General features: G+C 54.9%; 13 protein-coding genes. 6 read left to right on the top strand and 7 right to left on the bottom strand.

What is annotated here, in order from left to right:
• Window position 1: 1 nt before the first annotated feature.
• The 5 genes from ccmD to Q8O73_RS04425 form a co-directional block, all read right to left on the bottom strand.
• Entirely contained in the window at window positions 2–199 is a 198-nt protein-coding gene (ccmD, locus tag Q8O73_RS04445; RefSeq protein WP_305555571.1) for a heme exporter protein CcmD, read from the bottom strand.
• Window positions 196–981 carry a heme ABC transporter permease gene (locus tag Q8O73_RS04440; RefSeq protein ID WP_305555568.1) on the bottom strand — a complete coding sequence of 262 codons (786 nt, stop codon included), beginning with the start codon at window positions 979–981 and terminating at the stop codon, window positions 196–198. Before Q8O73_RS04440 ends, ccmD begins: the two co-directional genes overlap by 4 nt.
• A 79-nt stretch (window positions 982–1,060) precedes the next feature.
• Window positions 1,061–1,726, bottom strand: coding sequence for a heme exporter protein CcmB (gene ccmB / locus Q8O73_RS04435; RefSeq protein ID WP_305555565.1), 666 nt, complete (start codon window positions 1,724–1,726; stop codon window positions 1,061–1,063).
• Entirely contained in the window at window positions 1,723–2,445 is a 723-nt protein-coding gene (ccmA, locus tag Q8O73_RS04430) for a heme ABC exporter ATP-binding protein CcmA (RefSeq protein ID WP_305555563.1), read from the bottom strand. Before ccmA ends, ccmB begins: the two co-directional genes overlap by 4 nt.
• A gap of 167 nt (window positions 2,446–2,612) precedes the next feature.
• Window positions 2,613–3,362 (bottom strand): thioredoxin family protein, encoded by a 750-nt coding sequence (locus Q8O73_RS04425; protein ID WP_305555560.1) that lies wholly within the window; start codon window positions 3,360–3,362, stop codon window positions 2,613–2,615.
• A 221-nt stretch (window positions 3,363–3,583) separates the two neighbouring features.
• Between Q8O73_RS04425 and Q8O73_RS04420 the strand changes: the two genes are divergently transcribed.
• Window positions 3,584–4,921, top strand: coding sequence for a sodium-dependent transporter (locus Q8O73_RS04420; RefSeq protein ID WP_305555557.1), 1,338 nt, complete (start codon window positions 3,584–3,586; stop codon window positions 4,919–4,921).
• Between the two features lie 46 nt (window positions 4,922–4,967).
• Here the strand turns inward: Q8O73_RS04420 and Q8O73_RS04415 are convergent, their stop codons facing one another.
• Window positions 4,968–7,538 (bottom strand): EAL domain-containing protein, encoded by a 2,571-nt coding sequence (locus Q8O73_RS04415; RefSeq protein WP_305555554.1) that lies wholly within the window; start codon window positions 7,536–7,538, stop codon window positions 4,968–4,970.
• A 267-nt stretch (window positions 7,539–7,805) separates the two neighbouring features.
• Window positions 7,806–10,493: an aconitate hydratase AcnA gene (gene acnA, locus Q8O73_RS04410; RefSeq protein ID WP_305555552.1), complete on the bottom strand. Its 2,688-nt coding sequence runs from the start codon at window positions 10,491–10,493 to the stop codon at window positions 7,806–7,808.
• A 781-nt stretch (window positions 10,494–11,274) separates the two neighbouring features.
• Here acnA and Q8O73_RS04405 point away from each other — a divergent pair.
• The 5 genes from Q8O73_RS04405 (at window position 11,275) to Q8O73_RS04385 (ending at window position 17,431) form a co-directional block, all read left to right on the top strand.
• Window positions 11,275–12,087 (top strand): ABC transporter ATP-binding protein, encoded by an 813-nt coding sequence (locus tag Q8O73_RS04405; RefSeq protein ID WP_305555549.1) that lies wholly within the window; start codon window positions 11,275–11,277, stop codon window positions 12,085–12,087.
• A gap of 2 nt (window positions 12,088–12,089) precedes the next feature.
• Entirely contained in the window at window positions 12,090–14,039 is a 1,950-nt protein-coding gene (locus tag Q8O73_RS04400) for a long-chain fatty acid--CoA ligase (RefSeq protein WP_305555546.1), read from the top strand.
• 59 nt (window positions 14,040–14,098) lie between these two features.
• Window positions 14,099–14,992, top strand: coding sequence for a branched-chain amino acid ABC transporter permease (locus Q8O73_RS04395; RefSeq protein ID WP_305555544.1), 894 nt, complete (start codon window positions 14,099–14,101; stop codon window positions 14,990–14,992).
• Between the two features lie 21 nt (window positions 14,993–15,013).
• On the top strand, window positions 15,014–16,087 hold the full coding sequence (locus tag Q8O73_RS04390; RefSeq protein ID WP_305555541.1) for a branched-chain amino acid ABC transporter permease: 1,074 nt from the start codon (window positions 15,014–15,016) through the stop codon (window positions 16,085–16,087).
• Between the two features lie 102 nt (window positions 16,088–16,189).
• The gene (locus Q8O73_RS04385) at window positions 16,190–17,431 is read left to right on the top strand and encodes an ABC transporter substrate-binding protein (protein WP_305555538.1); all 1,242 of its coding nucleotides are present in this window, start codon (window positions 16,190–16,192) and stop codon (window positions 17,429–17,431) included.
• Window positions 17,432–17,495: the final 64 nt, after the last annotated feature.

The raw sequence follows: 17,495 nt of genomic DNA, 5'->3' as shown, positions 1-17,495 counted from the left end.
TTCAGGGCCGGGCATCGCGGGATTTGGATCGCCGCGGCCGTCGGGATTTTAACAGGGTTTCCAACTGATCCAGTTCAATGCGGCTTTGACCAAGACCCCGCAGGCTGGTGACAAGCAGGAAAACCATCGCAACTGCCGTAATGGCGTAGCTGCTCCAGATATAAAGGCCATAGCCTTCCATCATGAAATAATCGCTCATTTTCCGGCTCCGGCGTTATGACCTTGATCATACAGGGCGGAACCGCTTGTGGTCCCGTCACCCTGTTCAAACAGGCCGCTGAGTTGCAGGGCACGAATGCGCCGTTCATTGAGTTCGGACCGCACCCGAATGGCCAGGATGATGAAATAATAGCCGGTAAATGCAACCGCCATCAGCATCAGCGGCCACAACATACTGGGGTCAATCGACGGGCCATCCATTCGCGCGACCGAAGCCGGTTGATGCAGGGTGTTCCACCAATCAACCGAAAATTTGACAATCGGCACATTGACGACACCGACCAGTGCCAGTGCAGAACCAGCCTTTGATCCGCGTTCCGGATCGTCAAAGGCATTCACCAGCGCCATATAGCCCAGATACAAAAACAGCAAAATCAGCATCGAGGTCAGGCGCGCATCCCAGACCCACCATGTTCCCCACATCGGTTCGCCCCACAGCGACCCGGTGATCAGGCAAAGGGCGGTAAACATCGCACCGACCGGTGCGGTGGCGCGGGCCGCAATATCGGCCAGCGGATGTTTCCAGATCAGGCTCATCGCGCCGCAGATTGCCATGCCGACATAACAAAACAGGCCCATCCATGCCGTCGGGACATGGATATACATGATGCGGACGGTATCGCCCTGCTGATAATCGGCAGGCGACCAGAACAGGCCAAGATACAGCCCGGTCCCACCGGTTATGACGGTGATGGCAATCATCCACGGCATCAGGGTATCTGCCAGTTTCAGAAATACGCTTGGTTTGGCGAAACGATGCATCTCTCTCTATCCGTTCGATCCGGGGCGGGATATCGGGTCCGATCCGGCGCGGTTCAGTCGGTAATCAAATTTTATCATCTTATTCCACCGCCTGCCGGACGGCATGGGCGGCGGCAAACGGGGCAAGTGCAAGTGACAGCAGCAAAATCGCCCCCATAATCTGTAAATGGGCCTGTACCGGCATGCCGAGCAAGGCCGCCTCGACCGCCCCGGCCCCGAAAATCAGCACCGGTATATAAAGCGGCAGCACCAGTAACGACACCAGAACCCCGCCGCGCCGCGCGCCCAAAATCAGGGCCGCGCCAATCGCACCAATCAGGCTCAGCGTCGGGGTGCCAATTAACATGGCAACGATCAAAACGCCAAATCCGTCTGTGCTCATATTCAGCATCACCGCCATCAGCGGGGCAGCCACAATCAATGGTAAACCCGTCGTCAACCAGTGTGTCGCCACCTTGCCCAGCACCACCAGTTCGAGCGGCACCGGGGATAAGGTCAGCAATTCCAGCGTGCCATCCTCGTAATCGGTCTGAAACACCCGTTCCAGCGACAGCATGGCAGCCAGAAGGGCCGAAACCCAGATCACCCCCGATGCAATCCGCGCCAGAATATTGGCTTCCGGCCCGACGCCAAAGGGAAACAGCGTCGTTGTTACGATAAAGAACGCTACTACCATCACCGAATCTGCGCCTTGACGCAGCGCAAGTCGCATGTCACGCCGCAGGATCGCCATGAAGGCATTCATGCCGAAACCCCTTCTTTATCCGGTGTTTCAATGGCTTGGGGGCCTTCTTCCGGCACGACATCATCGGGCGCGCCCGCCAGCCATTCCATCATCGGGATGGCAAATTCATCAAGATCAAGCAATTTGGGTCCGGTAATGTCGAGGTCAATATGGGTGGAATAGATCACCGTGCCACCATCCCCCCGAAACTTTTCAATCAGTCCCGCCAGCCCGGCACTGGATTCGCGGTCCAGCCCGACGGTCGGTTCATCCAGAAGCCATAATTGCGCCGGGCCGATCAGGATACGCGCCAGCGCGGTGCGGCGTTTCTGGCCGCTGGATAAGAACCGTCCGGTGGTATTGGCAAGATGCAAAATACCCAGCGCATCCAGTGCCCGGTCGATTTCGCTATCGACATCACGGATACCGCGCAATTCCGCCCACAGGCGCAAATTGTCCCACACCGTCAAAACCGGTTTGACGGCATCCTGATGCCCCAGATATTGCAACCGGGCGCGATGGGCAGCCATGTCGTCGGCAATGTCTTCGCCCTGCCAGAAAATCTGCCCGTGCAGTGGGGCCAGTAACCCGGCCATGACACGCAACAGGCTGGATTTCCCCGCTCCATTGCGACCGCGCAGCATAATGGCATCCCCCGGCCCGGCCGTAAATGCCAGACGGGCAAACACCATCCGCTCACCCCGGCGGCATGTCAGATCAGAACCGGTAAAAACAGTCATGTAACGATGCGGTGTCCCTTGAAGATATCACTGCATTCCTATAGCGCGATGCGCCATTTGAATCATGCTTTATCCGACATTGGTCTGTCACTCTTTGCCCCAAATCAATTATTCGGACGGGGACGGTACCATTCCGGGGGAAGGCGGCATTTTAAATGAGTTTTGTTCTAAAATCGGGCCATGACCGCACTGTGAATCGGGCCGCCAGGGCCGTTCTGGACCAGAACGGCGATGCCGCCGTCACATTTTTTGGCCAATTGTATCGGGATTGTGCGGGAGTCGCCCTGCCACGGGCCAAGATCGATCAGTTCGCGCACGACATTGACATGTTTTAATGTCCGTCCGGCATTTTCGCCGGTGGCGACATTGCTGCTGCGTTGCCGGTCAAACCCGACCAGCCACAAATGCATCCTGGAATCGGCATTAACATCCGCGCTGGCCTCAAGGGTCAATGTGCCCGAAGGCAAGGTTTCGCTATTGGGGGGGGGCGTAAGGTCAAGCCGTGCCAGAACGGGCAGGGCGATATGACGGTCCACGGCATTTGCGATGTGGCTGCTGTCGGGCGCGCGGACAACATCTGTGCCGTTGATGATCACCTGGGGCGTAAAAACATAACGCGCCTGCAGGCCGGATGCGTAATCCTTCTGGCGTTTTGTATTGGCCGGGTCGGAAAACGGGTCTTCCCAGCCAAGATAATTCCAGTAATCGACATGAAAGGACAAGACCAGAATGTCGTCACGGCTTTGGGCAATGTCGGCCAGTGCCTGATCCGCGGGCGGGCAGGAATTGCAGCCCTGCGATGTATAAAGTTCAACAACGGCGCGAGGTGTCATGCTGTTGGCATGGACGGCGACGGGTGCGGCGGCAAAAATTGCGAAGCCCAGAAATAGTCTGGAAAATGGCGTGATATTTTTCATGTGCAGATCATGCCCATATTGACCATCAATCGCCAATCACAAGCGGTTGAAGGCGGTATGTGACGGGCCCAAACAGGTGATTTTGGCTTTGTTAAGGTAAATCCGCCCCTTGACGGATGGTGGAGGATGCAACATCACCCATGATGGAAAAAGGATGAACCAATCGGAGACCTGTTTGGGATGAAAACAGATTGCCGGTCCGAATGGAGGTTTGCAGCGACATGATACAACGCGAATATTGGGGCTCGCGCCTTGGATTTATTCTGGCGGCGGCCGGGTCGGCGGTGGGGCTGGGCAATATCTGGAAATTCCCCTATGTGGCCGGGGCCAATGGTGGCGGGGCGTTTTTGCTGATTTATCTGGCAATGGTCTTTACTATTGGCCTGTCGGTGATGCTGGCCGAAATGGTGATTGGCCGCATGTCGAGAAAGAACGCCATCGGGGCCTTTGCCAAACTGAAAGGTGGGGCATGGCCGCTGGTCGGGCTGTGTGGTGTTGCGGCAGCCTTTATCATCCTGTCATTCTACAGTGTGGTTGCCGGATGGACCGTGGCCTATATGGTCAAATCGGTTGCCGGGGAACTCGCCCTTGCCGATTCGGGGGCACTGGGCGGAATGTTTGGCGATTTTATTGCCAATCCGGTATCGCCGATATTTTACCATGCACTGTTCATGGCGCTGACGGTCTTTGTCGTGTTGTCGGGGGTGGGTGCGGGGATTGAACGTGCCTCCAAAATCCTGATGCCTGCATTGTTTGGTTTGCTGGTGATTCTGATCATTCGGGCGGTGACCCTGCCCGGTGCAGCCGAGGGTGTCGCCTTTTTGTTGCAGCCGGATTTTTCCAAAGTCACGTGGAATACGGTGTCCGAAGCCTTGTCGCAGGCGTTCTTTTCGCTGTCGCTCGGTATGGGCGCGATGATCACTTATGGCTCTTATCTTGGCAAAAAGGATAATATCGCCGGGTCGGCGGGCTGGGTGACCTTGCTTGATACATCGGTTGCGGTGATGGCCGGTCTGTTGATCCTGCCTGCGGTGTTTGCCTTTGGCTTTGATCCGGCGGCGGGGCCAGGCCTGACTTTTATCACCCTGCCTGCGGTGTTTGCCCAAATGCCGTTTGGCTCATTCTTTGCCTTTTTGTTTTTCCTGTTGCTGGCGATTGCGGCCCTGACCTCGGCGGTGTCGATCCTTGAAGTCGTGGTGGCCTATTTTGTCGATGATCGACGCATCCATCGCAAAACCGCATCAATTGCGGTGGGCGTGATTATTTTCCTTTTGGGGATTCCGTCGTCGCTGTCGATGGGAATCTGGGGTGAATTCACGCTGTTTGGTCTGGGATTCTTTGACCTGATGGATGCGATTTCATCGAAACTGCTGTTGCCGGTTGGCGGGCTGTTTATTTCGCTGTTTGTCGGCTGGGTCATCTGGCCTGCGGCCAAACAGGATGTGGCTGGTGCGAATGGCGTTATGCCGTTCTGGGTCGATGGTTGGGGCGTGATTGTCAAATTCGTCGCTCCGGCGGCGATTGCCTTTATCCTGCTGAAAGGTCTTGGCGTGTTCTGAGGACGAACAGGGAAACGGGGATGCCAATGCGTCCCCGTTTCGGTCTTTAGGGCAAGCGGGCCAGTGTTTCGATCTGATCGGGGTCCATCGGACGGCCCAACAGATATCCTTGCAGGATATTGCAGTTGTTTCGTTGCAGGAACTGGCGTTGTTCTTCGGTTTCGATGCCTTCGGCGACACATTTTTTGCCCAGATTGTGCGCCATATTGATGATGGTTTGCACAATTGCATTGCCGCCGTCGTCATCGCCCCGGCCAATATCATTGACGAAACTGCGGTCGATCTTGACGGTATCAAACGGCAATTGCCGCAAATAACTTAGGCTGGAAAAACCGGTGCCAAAATCATCCAGCGACACCTGAACTCCCAATTGCCGCAAATGACGTAACTTGGCATCGACCCGTTCGATGTCTTCCATAAACAGGCTTTCGGTGATTTCCAGGTCCAGACGATGCCCGGCAAATCCGGTTTCGCCCAGAACCTGCGCAACCAGATCGCCAAGGTCCACCGGGCTGTTGAATTGTCGGACCGACACATTGACCGAAATCGTGATGTTGTGAATGCCGCGTTCGCGCCAGACAACACCCTGCGCGCAAGCGGTACGCAGTACCCATTGACCGATTTCATCGATACAGCCGATTTCCTCGGCCAGCGTAATGAAAGAACCCGGTGATAAAACGCCGCGTCCCGGATGACGCCAGCGCACCAGCGCCTCCACCCCGACCAGATGTCCGTTCTGCGCATCCCATTGCGGCTGATACTGTAAAAACAATTCGCCACGTTCAACTGCGTGTCGCAAGGCACTTTCCAGCGACAGTTTTTCAGTGTCGGATACCGACAGGGAATTGCTGTAATAGCTGATCTGGTTGCCGCCTTGCGTTTTGGAACGGTACATGGCGGCATCGGCATTGCTCAGCAACATGGCCGTGCTGCGACCATCATTGGGAAAAACCGATATGCCGATGCTGGCCGTCACCACAACTTCGGTGCCGTCGGCGGCAAGATAAGGCAAGGTCAGGGCCTGTTGCATGCTTCCGGCTACCGCACGGGCATCATCGCCATCCAGAATAACCGGCAGCAACACGGCAAAACCATCGCCGCCCATACGGGCAAAAACCGAATTTTCCGGCAGGGCCCTTTGCAGACGAATGGCGATCTCGACCAGAATATCATCGCCGGTGGCATGGCCCAGACTGTTATTGACCCGCTGGAAATTATCGATATCCAGCAAAATCACGGCCATGCGGCCATTGGTGCGGCGCGATTGCGCGCTGGCGCGGCCGGTGGCGTCCAGAAATTGCCGCCGGTTGGGCAGGCCGGTCAGTTCATCATGATGCGACAGGCGTTTGATATGTTCGGCAGTCTGTTTGCGTTCGCTGATATCGGTAAAGGTCCCGGCATACTGGATCACCTGCCCCATATCGTCACGGATGGCGATGATTGATAGCCATTCGGGGTAAATTTCCCCGGATTTGCGTCGGTTCCAGATTTCCCCTTGCCAGCGTCCGGTGCGTGACAGGCTTTGCCACATTTCCTTGTAGAAATCCGGCCCGTGCCGTCCTGATTGCAACAGGCCGGGTGTCTGGCCGATGGCTTCCTTGCGGTCATAGCCGGTAACGCGGACAAAGGCCGGATTGACATCCTCGATCCGGCCTTTGTCATCGACAATCATGATGCCATCGGGCGAGGATTCGATAATTTTCTGTGCCAGATAAAGGGATTTTTGCGCCCGTGCCAGTGCGGTGTCGCGGCCTTCCATGACATGATGCATGTGATGGAGGTAATCGGTTTCGATGGTTTCCAGAAGGTCTGCAAAGGATAACACACCGGTCATGACGTGCTGCGCATCTTCAACCACCAGATGGCGGATGCCGCTTTCAATCATGATTTGCCGGGCATCCTGCAAGCTGGTGTTTTCATGGACCCGGCGCACCGGATGGCTTGAAATATCCCATGCGGTTTTGCCGGGGCGATGTCCGGCAAGATGGGCCAGAATATCGCGTTCGGTGACAATCGCCGAACCGGTTTCGCCATTTTCGCCGGTAACAAGGGCGTTGGCCAGATCAATTGCCCGATTGCCGACAATGATGGCGCAGTCACTGGTGCTTTCGGCCATGATATGTTGCAATTCGTCGACCGGCAAATCGGCAGCCACCGCAATGGTTTTGCGCAGGATCGAGGCAATGTTGCGTTCGCGCAAAGGGGCAAGGGATACCGGCAGGCGGACAAGGTCACTTTGACTGACAATGCCAAACAGTTTGCCCTGATCATCGACAACAACCAGATGGCGCATTTTGTGTTTGCGCATATGCAGGGTGGCGGTTTCGGCCGTGGCATGGGCCGAAATGGTGCGAACCGGCGATGACATGGCATCGGAAACAGGCCCTTGCAAGGCGCGGGTATCTCTGGCGTCCAGGCGGATGCAATCATGTTCGGTCCACATGCCCACCGGGCGATTGTCGCGGATGACGACAATCGAACTGCGGCGTTGCCCGTGCATCAGGCCAATCGCATGCTCCAGTTTCATGTCCGGATCGCAGGTCAGCACATTGCCCCGCGTCAGGTTACCGACCGTCATTTGCTGTGCGATATCCGAATTATACGCCTGTTTGCTCATGATCAGGTGTTGCGCATGCCTTTTTTGTGGTCGAGTCACCGGATCACCGCCCGGCAATGGATAGTTGCAAAGACCATATCATATTTCTTGCAAAGGATGAGACCCGATATCTGCGTTGTTTGATTGGAACCAGCACAATTCTTTACCTAGGGTCTGGCTTTCCAAAAAACTGGAAGATGGATCAAATTATTGCAAAAAAAAACACCCCGCCGGAAAAAACGGCGGGGTGTTCGGATAGATCGGAAAACCGACCTGATCACAAGGGGATCAGGCGTTCTTGATCATATTGCGCAGAACGAATTGCAAAATACCGCCATGCTGGAAGTACAGAACTTCGTTCTCGGTATCGATGCGGCAGAGGGCGGTGACGTTTTCAACGCTGCCGTCCTTGCGGGTGATGCGAACCTGAACATCCTGAGCCGGTGAAATGCCATCGGCAATTCCCGTCACGTCAAAAACTTCCGTGCCATCCAGTTTCAGAGTCTTGCGGCTCTGACCGTTCTTGAACTGCAACGGCAGAACGCCCATGCAGACAAGGTTGGTACGGTGGATACGCTCGAAACTTTCGGCGATGACGACCTTGACGCCCAGAAGATTGGCCCCTTTGGCCGCCCAGTCGCGTGACGAACCGGAACCATATTCCTGCCCGGCGACAATCACCAGCGGGGTCCCTTCCTTCTGATAGCGCATGGCAACGTCATAGACCCAGCCCTGTTCACCAGACGGATAATGAACCGATACACCGCCTTCGGTGCCCGGTGCCATTTCGTTGCGGATGCGGATATTGGCAAAGGTGCCGCGCATCATGACTTCATGATTGCCACGGCGTGCGCCGTAGGAGTTGAAGTCGCGAACCGCAACGCCATGTGCCTTGAGATATTCGCCTGCCGGGCTTTCTTCCTTGATCGAACCGGCCGGAGAAATGTGGTCGGTGGTGATCGAGTCTGCAAGGATCAGCAGCGGACGTGCGCCATGAACGTCTGAAAAATCGCCTGGTTCAGCCGCCATATCGACAAAATAGGGCGGGTTTTGAACATAGGTGGATTTACCATCCCATTGATAGGTTTCGCCTTCCGTGACCTTGATTTCCTGCCACGGTTTCGGACCCGCAAAGATGTTGTCGTAACGATCTTTGTACATTTGGGCCGAAATCGACGCCGCCATGGTATCGGCGATTTCCTTGTTGGTCGGCCAGATGTCTTTCAGATAGACATCCTTGCCGTTTTTGTCCTGACCCAGCGGCTGGGTGTTCAGGTCAACTTTCAGGTTCCCGGCAAGGGCATAGGCAACCACCAGCGGCGGCGAGGCAAGATAGTTTGCCTTCACATGCGGGCTGATGCGGCCTTCAAAGTTACGGTTGCCCGACAGAACGGCTGTGACCAGCATGTCCTTTTCTTCGATTGCACCGGCAATCGGGGCGGCCAACGGGCCGGAATTCCCGATACAGGTGGTGCAGCCAAACCCGGCAACGTTAAAGCCAAGCTGATCAAGATAGGTCTGCAAACCAGCCTTTTCGAGATAGTCGGCAACCACCAGCGATCCCGGTGCCAGCGAGGTTTTCACCCAAGGTTTGCTGGTCAGGCCCAGTTCGACGGCCTTTTTCGCCAAAAGACCGGCACCGATCAGCACACTCGGATTCGAGGTGTTGGTGCAGGATGTAATGGCGGCGATCACGACGTTACCGTCTTTCATCGCAAAGTCTTCGCCCTTGACCGCAATTTCGCGGTTGGCGTCGATGCCCGGCGCCATGTCGGCAAAGGTTTTGGTAAAGCTTGATACCGCATCCTTCAACAGCACGCGGTCCTGCGGGCGTTTCGGACCCGACAGGGCAGGTTCGACGGTCGAAATGTCAAGTTCAAGGGTATCGGTATAAACCGCTTCGTGGGACGGATCGGCCCACATGCCCTGTTCCTTGGCATAGGCTTCGACCAGTGCGATCTGGTCTTCGGAACGACCGGTACCGCGCATATAGTTCAGGGTTTCATCATCAATCGGGAAGAAACCACAGGTCGCGCCATATTCCGGTGCCATATTGCCGATGGTGGCGCGGTCCGGCAGGCTCATATGCGCCAGTGCATCACCATAGAATTCGACGAATTTGCCAACCACGCCCTTGGCACGCAGCATCTGAACGACACGCAACACAAGGTCGGTTGCCGTGATGCCTTCTTTCATTGAACCGGTCAGTTTGAAACCGACGACTTCGGGGATCAGCATCGAAATCGGCTGGCCCAGCATGGCGGCTTCGGCCTCGAGACCACCCACGCCCCAGCCCAGAACGGCAAGGCCGTTGACCATGGTGGTGTGGGAATCGGTGCCGACCAGCGTATCGGGATAGGCAACGGTTTTGCCGTTATCATCGGTGCCGGTCCAAACGACCTTGGCAAGATGTTCGACATTGACCTGATGGCAAATACCGGCCCCCGGCGGGACAATACGGAAATTGTTGAAGGCATGCTGGCCCCAGCGCAGGAACGCATAACGTTCGCCATTGCGCTCGAATTCGACCTCGATATTCTTTTCAAGGGCGTCGTCGGTGCCAAAGAAGTCGATCATGACCGAATGGTCGATGACCAGATCAACCGGTGACAGCGGGTTCACCTTCTGGGCGTCGCCACCCATTTTGACAACGGCATCGCGCATGGCGGCAAGATCGACAACGGCGGGAACGCCGGTGAAATCCTGCATCAGGACGCGCGCCGGACGATAGGCGATTTCGTGGGTGCTCTTGCGGGTTTTGAGCCATTCCACAACCGCTTTGACGTCGGGGGTTTTGACGGTGAAATCGTCTTCGTACCGCAGAAGGTTCTCAAGAACGACTTTCAGCGTAAAGGGCAGCTTTGAAACGTCGCCAATTTTTTCGGACGCAGCTTTAAGGCTGAAATAGTCGTAAGATTTGTCCCCGACTTTCAGCGTGCGGCGCGTATTCAGGTTGTCTTTGCCACAAATGGACATCAGACCCTCCTCAAGGTGGTTAAAGGGCTTGTCGTGACAAGACACCCCGACCGTCGGAGCGCCGAGCGATGGGCTATCTGTTACCCGTAACCGAAGTCACGAATACACATATCAGTGCTTCGAGGTTACACCACAATTTCCATATAAAGTCCAGACCCGCAACGTGGATATTATCGCATAACCGGCGAAAACAAAGGGCTGCGGGCCCGGTTTTGAAGCGAATGAAAGTCACTCTGAACTGAAAAGGACAGAAGGGCCGAAAAAAGGTACACAAATGTATACGGCGATGCCGAATGGGGCTTCGAGTCTGTTCGTAGCCGTCCGGAATATTGACAGGTACAGGGGGCGAGGATCGCGAATCGGTCCTGTAAAATTGCGAAACATTCTTTCAATTCAGGCCCCAAAACCGGCTTGTTTATTTTTACGGGCGTTGGTTTATGTTTTTGCAACGCAACATCCCTGTTTGTAGAATTTGTCAATTTCCAACATCCGACGCTACGGAATGAACGGCTGATCACGACGGGGTTTTGCCGTCAAAAAAATGGTGCGCTGCGAATTTTGAAAAAGGATCAATGCGTTGCTGTGCAACACGTTGACGCTATTCCGTGAATTTGGTACTCAAATACTTATTAATGGTGTCGGGCGTATTTCGGCAATTGCCGGTGCGAAACAAAAAGACACAGATACAGGGAATGCTGAAAGCGGTTCGTTGGGTGAACCACCCCGTCTGAGGACGGGTGAGGCATCCAAAGCGGCCCAGGTCAGGGAGGATATCGACGCGATGACGTCACACGACCCTATTTTGCAGATCAGCGATGTATCGCTTGTGTTTGGTGGCGTGCGCGCCCTGACCGAGGTTAATTTTGCCGTGCATCCCGGTGAACTGTTTTCGATCATCGGGCCGAATGGTGCGGGCAAGACATCGATGTTGAACTGCATTTCGGGCCGGTATCACCCGACATCGGGGTCGGTGCATTTCAAGGGGCAGGATGTGACGGGCCTCAAACCCAATGACCGCGCCGAACTGGGTATTGGCCGCACCTTTCAAAATCTGGCGCTGTTTGGGCATATGAGTGTGCTCGATAATATTATGGTCGGACGCCATCACCTGTTGAAAAACAATTTCCTGACCGGCGCGCTCTATTGGTTTTCTGGCGCGCAGAAAGAGGAACTGGAACATCGCCGCTTTTGCGAGGATGTGATCGATTTTCTGGAAATTTCCCATATCCGCAAGGCGACCGCAGGCACCCTGTCCTATGGTTTGCGTAAACGGGTGGAACTGGCGCGTGCCGTTGCCTTGCGACCCGACCTGATCCTGCTGGATGAACCGATGGCGGGCATGAACCTTGAAGAAAAGGAAGACATGGCGCGCTTCATCATCGATCTCAATGAAGAATGGGGGATGACGGTGGTGATGATCGAACATGACATGGGGGTGGTGATGGATATTTCCAACCGGGTCATGGTTTTGGATTTTGGCCGGAAAATTGCCGAAGGGACACCCGACCAGGTGATGGCGAATGCCCATGTCCGCAAGGCCTATCTGGGTGAAGACAGCGACGGCGCAGATGATACAGACGAGAAGGTAGCCTGAGTATGAGCAGCACGATCCCCGATTACGCCGACGTCAAGCTGCACAATACGTTTCCTAGGCTGCTGGCCCATAATGCGCGTAATTTTCCGCAAGAAATTGCGATGCGCGAAAAGGAATTCGGCATTTGGCAGGAATTCACCTGGAAGGATTACAATGACCGGGTGAAATGGCTGGCGCTGGGCCTGCGAGAACTGGGCGTTGGCGCGGGCGATGTTGTCGGCCTGATTGGTGAAAACCGCCCGGAGTGGGTGTGGGGCGAAATTGCCGCCCATGCGCTGCGGGCGCGGTCGGTTGGCCTGTATCAGGACAGTCTGGGCGAAGAAGTCGCCTATCTGATCACCTATTCCGAGGCCAAGGTCCTGATCGCCGAGGACGAGGAGCAATGCGACAAATTGCTGGAACTGGGCGACAGCATCCCGACGGTTAAACACATCGTTTATTGCGACCCGCGTGGCATGCGCAAATATGATGACAATCGCTTGGTCGATGTTGAAAAGATTTACGACTATGGCCGCAAGATCGATGCTGCCGACCCGTCGGCCTATGACCGCCTGATTGCTGACACACGCGGCGATGAATGCGCGATTTTGTGCACCACATCGGGTACCACCTCCAAACCGAAAATGGCGATGCTCAATGCCGGAGATTTTCTGGATCATTGTGCGGCCTATCTGCGTGCCGATCCGAAATTTCCGGGCGATAATTATGTGTCGGTCCTGCCGCTGCCGTGGATCATGGAACAGGTTTATGTCGTCGGACAGTCCCTGATCAGCCGCCAGATCGTCAATTTTGTCGAGGAACAGGAAACCATGATGGCCGATCTGCGCGAGATCGGCCCGAATTTCGTGTTGTTGGCCCCACGTGTCTGGGAGGCGATTTCGGCCGATGTTCGTGCCCGGATGATGGATTCAACGCCATTCAAACAGAAAATGTATGATTTCGGCATGAAACTGGCGCATGACGCGCTGGATCGTGGGGAAACATCGGGGCTGGCCCGTCTGGTTCTGACATCGGCGCTGAAAGACCGGCTGGGTTTTTCCAATTTGCGGTCTGCGGCAACCGGCGGGGCGGCGATTGGCCCCGATACTTTCCGGTTTTTCCATGCGATGGGTGTGCCCCTGCGCCAGCTTTATGGTCAAACCGAGTTATGCGGTGCCTATACCATCCATCAACCCGGTGACATTGATTTTGATACGGTCGGGGTTGCCTTTGACAATTCCGACATCAAAATCATCAATGCCGATGAAAACGGGGTTGGCGAAATTGTTGCCCGCACATCGGGGATGTTCACCGGTTATTATAAAAACCAGTCGGCCTATGACGATGATGTGCACGATGGCTGGATGCATACCGGCGATGCCGGGTATTTCAAACAGGAAAACAATCATCTGGTGGTGATTGACCGTATGAAGGATCTGGCGGAAACATCTACCGGTGTGCGCTATTCACCGCAGTTTATTGAAAACAAACTTAAATTCTCGCCCTTTATCGCCGAGGCAGTGATTCTGGGCAAGGAATTGCCGTTTCTTTCCACCATGATCTGCATCCGATATTCGATCATGGCAAAATGGGCGGAACAGCGCGGCATTTCCTTTACCAACTATACCAATCTGTCGGCACAGCCCGATGTCTATGACATGATTTGCAACGAGGTCCGGCAGGTCAACAAAACCCTGCCCGAGGCCCAGCGCATCCGGCGTTTCCTGTTGCTGTACAAGGAACTGGATGCCGATGATGGCGAACTGACCCGCACCCGCAAGGTCCGGCGCGGGGTGGTGGCCGAAAAATATGCCGACATTATTGATGCGGTTTATTCCGGCACCGACAAGGTTGATATCGACACCATGATCACCTTTCAGGACGGTACCAAAACCCGCATTCAAACCAGCGTGCGCGTGGTTGATCTTGACGATCATCCCGTCGCCCGGACGACGCCCAAAGCCGCAGAATAAATCGGCGCAAAGAACGGTACCGGGAATCATCGCATTCCCGCCATGACAGGGATGGCACCATGAATTTTGAACTTTTGTTCCAGCTTTTGCTGAATGGTCTGATTGTCGGCACGTTGTATGGCGTGGTCGCCATGTGTTTTGTGCTGATTTACAAATCGACCCAGGTGATCAATTTCGCCCAGGGGGAGTTTCTGTTGATCGGGGCGTGGGTCTGTTACGCCTTTCTGGTCGAAATGCAGATGCCGTTCTGGATGGGCTTTATCTTTACCTTGCTGTTCATGATGGCGTTTGGTGTCCTTTTGCAACTGGTTGTGTTGCGTCCGATGATCGGCGAACCGGTCATTTCGGTGATTATGGTGACGATTGGCCTGTCGATCTTTTTTCAGGCGGCGACCAAATGGATTTTTGGGGCGACCACCGCAAGTTATCCGAGGGTTTTTGAAACCCAGTCGATCCGTATCGGCGGGATGATGATCGAAACCGCCTATGTCATGAGTTTCGTGATCTCGCTGGTGATCATGGCGGCGTTTTACTGGTTCTTCAAATATTCCAAGCTGGGCCTTGCAATGCGCGCCACCGCGTTTGATCAGCAGGTCGCGCAAAGCCTTGGCATTTCCGTTAAAACCGTTTTTGCCATGTCGTGGGCGATTTCCGCCCTGGTATCGGGCGTGGCCGGGATTGTAATTGGCATGGTCAATGGCGTGTCGTCGGCCTTGTCGATCATTGGCATCAAGGTGTTTCCGGCGGTCATTCTGGGGGGGCTTGATTCGATCATCGGCGCGATTGTCGGCGGTGTGATTATCGGCCTTTTGGAAAATACCGCCGAATTTGTCGATGGGCAGTATCTGCATTGGGGCAATCTGTATTCGATAGCGCCGTTTTATGTGTTGATCATCATCCTGTTCATCAAGCCATACGGCCTGTTTGGCACCAAAAACATCGAACGTATTTAGGGACGGGGCGGAGAAAGAAAAATGGCTGGATTTTCAATGCGTCCCTGCGGTGATTTTCGCACCACCTATCGTCAGGATACGCGGATTTTCGATACGGTTTTTGTGCGCAATGCCGCCCTTTTGGGGATTGTTGCCACCGCGCTGATCCCGTTTGTTTTGGATGGTTATTATGTCAATCTGTTCATCCAGATTTCCTATTTTGCGATTGCCGCCCTTGGTCTGAATATTCTGGTTGGTTTTACCGGGCAGATTTCGCTGGGCCATGCCGCCTTTTTCGGATTTGGGGCGTTTGCATCGGCCTGGATCAACAATACCACCGGTATTCCGGTTTTGCTGTCGATTCCGCTGGCCGGTTTGATGACGGCGGCGGTCGGGTTGCTGTTTGGCGTGCCTGCGGCGCGGATCAAAGGATTGTATCTGGCGATTGCGACACTGGCCGCCCAGTTTATTCTTGAGGATTTCTTTTCCCGGGCCAACTGGTTTACCGGTGGATCGTCGGGGGCGGCAGCCAATCCGGTCAATGTCTTTGGTTATGAAATCTATGATGATTTCAGTTTCTTTTATGTCTGTCTGTTCTTTCTGGTGGTGATGTATGTGCTGGGTGCCAATCTGATGCGGTCACGCGATGGCCGGGCCTTTGTGGCGGTGCGTGATCATTATCTGTCGGCTGAAATCATGGGCATCAATCTGACCAAATACCGGCTGATGAGCTTTGCAATTTCATCCTTTTATGCCGGGATTGGCGGGGCGCTGTACGGGCATTATCTGGGTTTTGTGTCGGCCGAAGGGTTTACCATCCTGCTGTCGATCCAGTTTCTGGGCATGATCATTATTGGCGGCCTTGGATCGGTCAAAGGCACATTGATGGGGACTGTTTTCATGGTTCTTCTGCCCGAGGTAATGGAAGCCGGGGTCAGTGTCATGAGCGTATTTGACTGGGCGCGGACCACCGCCGTTACCGACGGGCTGGCTTATATCAAGGAGATGGCGATCGGTCTGGCCATCATCCTGTTCCTGATTTTTGAACCGGACGGGCTTGCGCACCGCTGGCAGCAAATCAGGGCGTACTGGAAGCTTTATCCCTTCTCGTACTGACCAAAAGACCCCCGGTCTTTGCCAGATAAACGGCAACGACAGCAAAAGGGGGCAGACCGGGAGGCTATGTGTTCAATGAAACGTCCAACGGGAGACGTCGTGATGAAGAAGCTAATTGCTGCGACTGCAATTGTTGCCACCGGTTTGTCGATGGCAACGGCGAAGGCTGATGAAACTGTGTTTGTCGGCCATCTGATGGATATTACCGGTGCGACCGGCTTTATCGGCAAGTTTTATGCCGACGGGGTGCGTGATGCGTTGTCTTATGTCAACACCCATGGCGGGATCCAGGGAACCACCATGGATTTTGAATCGGTTGATTATGCCTATAAGGTGCCGCAAGCGATTGCGAACTATAAAAAATGGCGGTCGCGCAACAATATGATTGCCATGCAGGGGTGGGGTACGGGCGATACCGAAGCCCTGATTTCCTTCGTTGCCCAGGATCAAGTACCGGTTTATTCAGCGTCCTATTCCGGCCATCTGACCGACCCGACCGGCAAAAACCCGAAAACCGCCAAACCGGCCCCCTATAATTTCTTCTATGGGGCGTCTTATTCCGATGCCTGCCGTGCCTTGGCACAGTGGGCGGCAGAAGACTGGAAAGCATCGGGTGGGGAAGGCGAACCGGTCTTTACCCATATCGGCGACAACCATCCCTATCCCAATGCCCCGAAAGAAGCCTGCGCGGAATATGCGACCGAACTTGGCTTTCGCGTGACCCCGGCGGTGACGGTGTCGATGGCACCGGGCGATTTCAAGGCACAATGCCTGACCCTGAAAGAATCCGGCACCAATTACGGCTATCTTGGCAATCTGGGCCCGTCGGTGGTGTCGCTGGTCAAATCCTGTGGCACGGTCGGCACCGAACTGAAATGGCTCGCCAATATCTGGGCCGGGGATTACGAGACCCTGAAAACCATTGGCGATGTTGAAAATTACGTCTTTCCGGCCATGACCAGTTTCTGGACCGACGAAGGCGTTCCGGGCATGGATCTGGTACGCGAAATTTCCAAGGTATCCGACCCGTCGGGCGAACAGTTCCGCACCCATCATTATATTCGCGGCATTTGTTCGGTCTATTACATGAAAGAAGCCATGGAATGGGCCAAGGATAATGGCGGCATTACCGGTGCCAACATCAAACAGGGCATGTATGCCCGCACCGACTGGGTGCCCGAAGGTCTGGACGGGGTTTGCCTGCCCGCGTCATGGACGGCAGAAGACCATCGCGGCATCAACACGGTCAGCGTTTATATCGGATCGGCCAAAAACGGTGTGCCTACCGTGACCAAGGCCAATACCGTAACGCTGCCGCGCCGTGATGACTGGCTCGGTTATTAATCGATCCGGCTGATGTCTCCCGCCTGGTGCCGGAACCGGTTCAATCGTCTTCCCCCGGTTTCGG

Origin of the sequence: Thalassospira sp., assembly GCF_030690045.1 — a bacterium.
GTDB lineage: Bacteria > Pseudomonadota > Alphaproteobacteria > Rhodospirillales > Thalassospiraceae > Thalassospira.
The sequence above is the reverse complement of the archived record's forward strand: the minus strand, read 5'-3'. Positions and strand labels throughout refer to the sequence as shown.

Bases quoted from the DNA above. Each gene is read 5' to 3' on its own strand.
- ccmA (WP_305555563.1), bottom strand. From the start codon at position 2,445: ATGACTGTTTTTACCGGTTCTGATCTGACATGCCGCCGGGGTGAGCGG.
- Q8O73_RS04425 (WP_305555560.1), bottom strand. From the start codon at position 3,362: ATGAAAAATATCACGCCATTTTCCAGACTATTTCTGGGCTTCGCAATT.
- Q8O73_RS04415 (WP_305555554.1), bottom strand. From the start codon at position 7,538: ATGAGCAAACAGGCGTATAATTCGGATATCGCACAGCAAATGACGGTC.
- Q8O73_RS04390 (WP_305555541.1), top strand. From the start codon at position 15,014: ATGGCTGGATTTTCAATGCGTCCCTGCGGTGATTTTCGCACCACCTAT.
- Q8O73_RS04405 (WP_305555549.1), top strand. From the start codon at position 11,275: ATGACGTCACACGACCCTATTTTGCAGATCAGCGATGTATCGCTTGTG.
- ccmB (WP_305555565.1), bottom strand. From the start codon at position 1,726: ATGAATGCCTTCATGGCGATCCTGCGGCGTGACATGCGACTTGCGCTG.
- Q8O73_RS04440 (WP_305555568.1), bottom strand. From the start codon at position 981: ATGCATCGTTTCGCCAAACCAAGCGTATTTCTGAAACTGGCAGATACC.
- ccmD (WP_305555571.1), bottom strand. From the start codon at position 199: ATGAGCGATTATTTCATGATGGAAGGCTATGGCCTTTATATCTGGAGC.
- Q8O73_RS04420 (WP_305555557.1), top strand. From the start codon at position 3,584: ATGATACAACGCGAATATTGGGGCTCGCGCCTTGGATTTATTCTGGCG.
- Q8O73_RS04400 (WP_305555546.1), top strand. From the start codon at position 12,090: ATGAGCAGCACGATCCCCGATTACGCCGACGTCAAGCTGCACAATACG.
- Q8O73_RS04385 (WP_305555538.1), top strand. From the start codon at position 16,190: ATGAAGAAGCTAATTGCTGCGACTGCAATTGTTGCCACCGGTTTGTCG.
- Q8O73_RS04395 (WP_305555544.1), top strand. From the start codon at position 14,099: ATGAATTTTGAACTTTTGTTCCAGCTTTTGCTGAATGGTCTGATTGTC.
- acnA (WP_305555552.1), bottom strand. From the start codon at position 10,493: ATGTCCATTTGTGGCAAAGACAACCTGAATACGCGCCGCACGCTGAAA.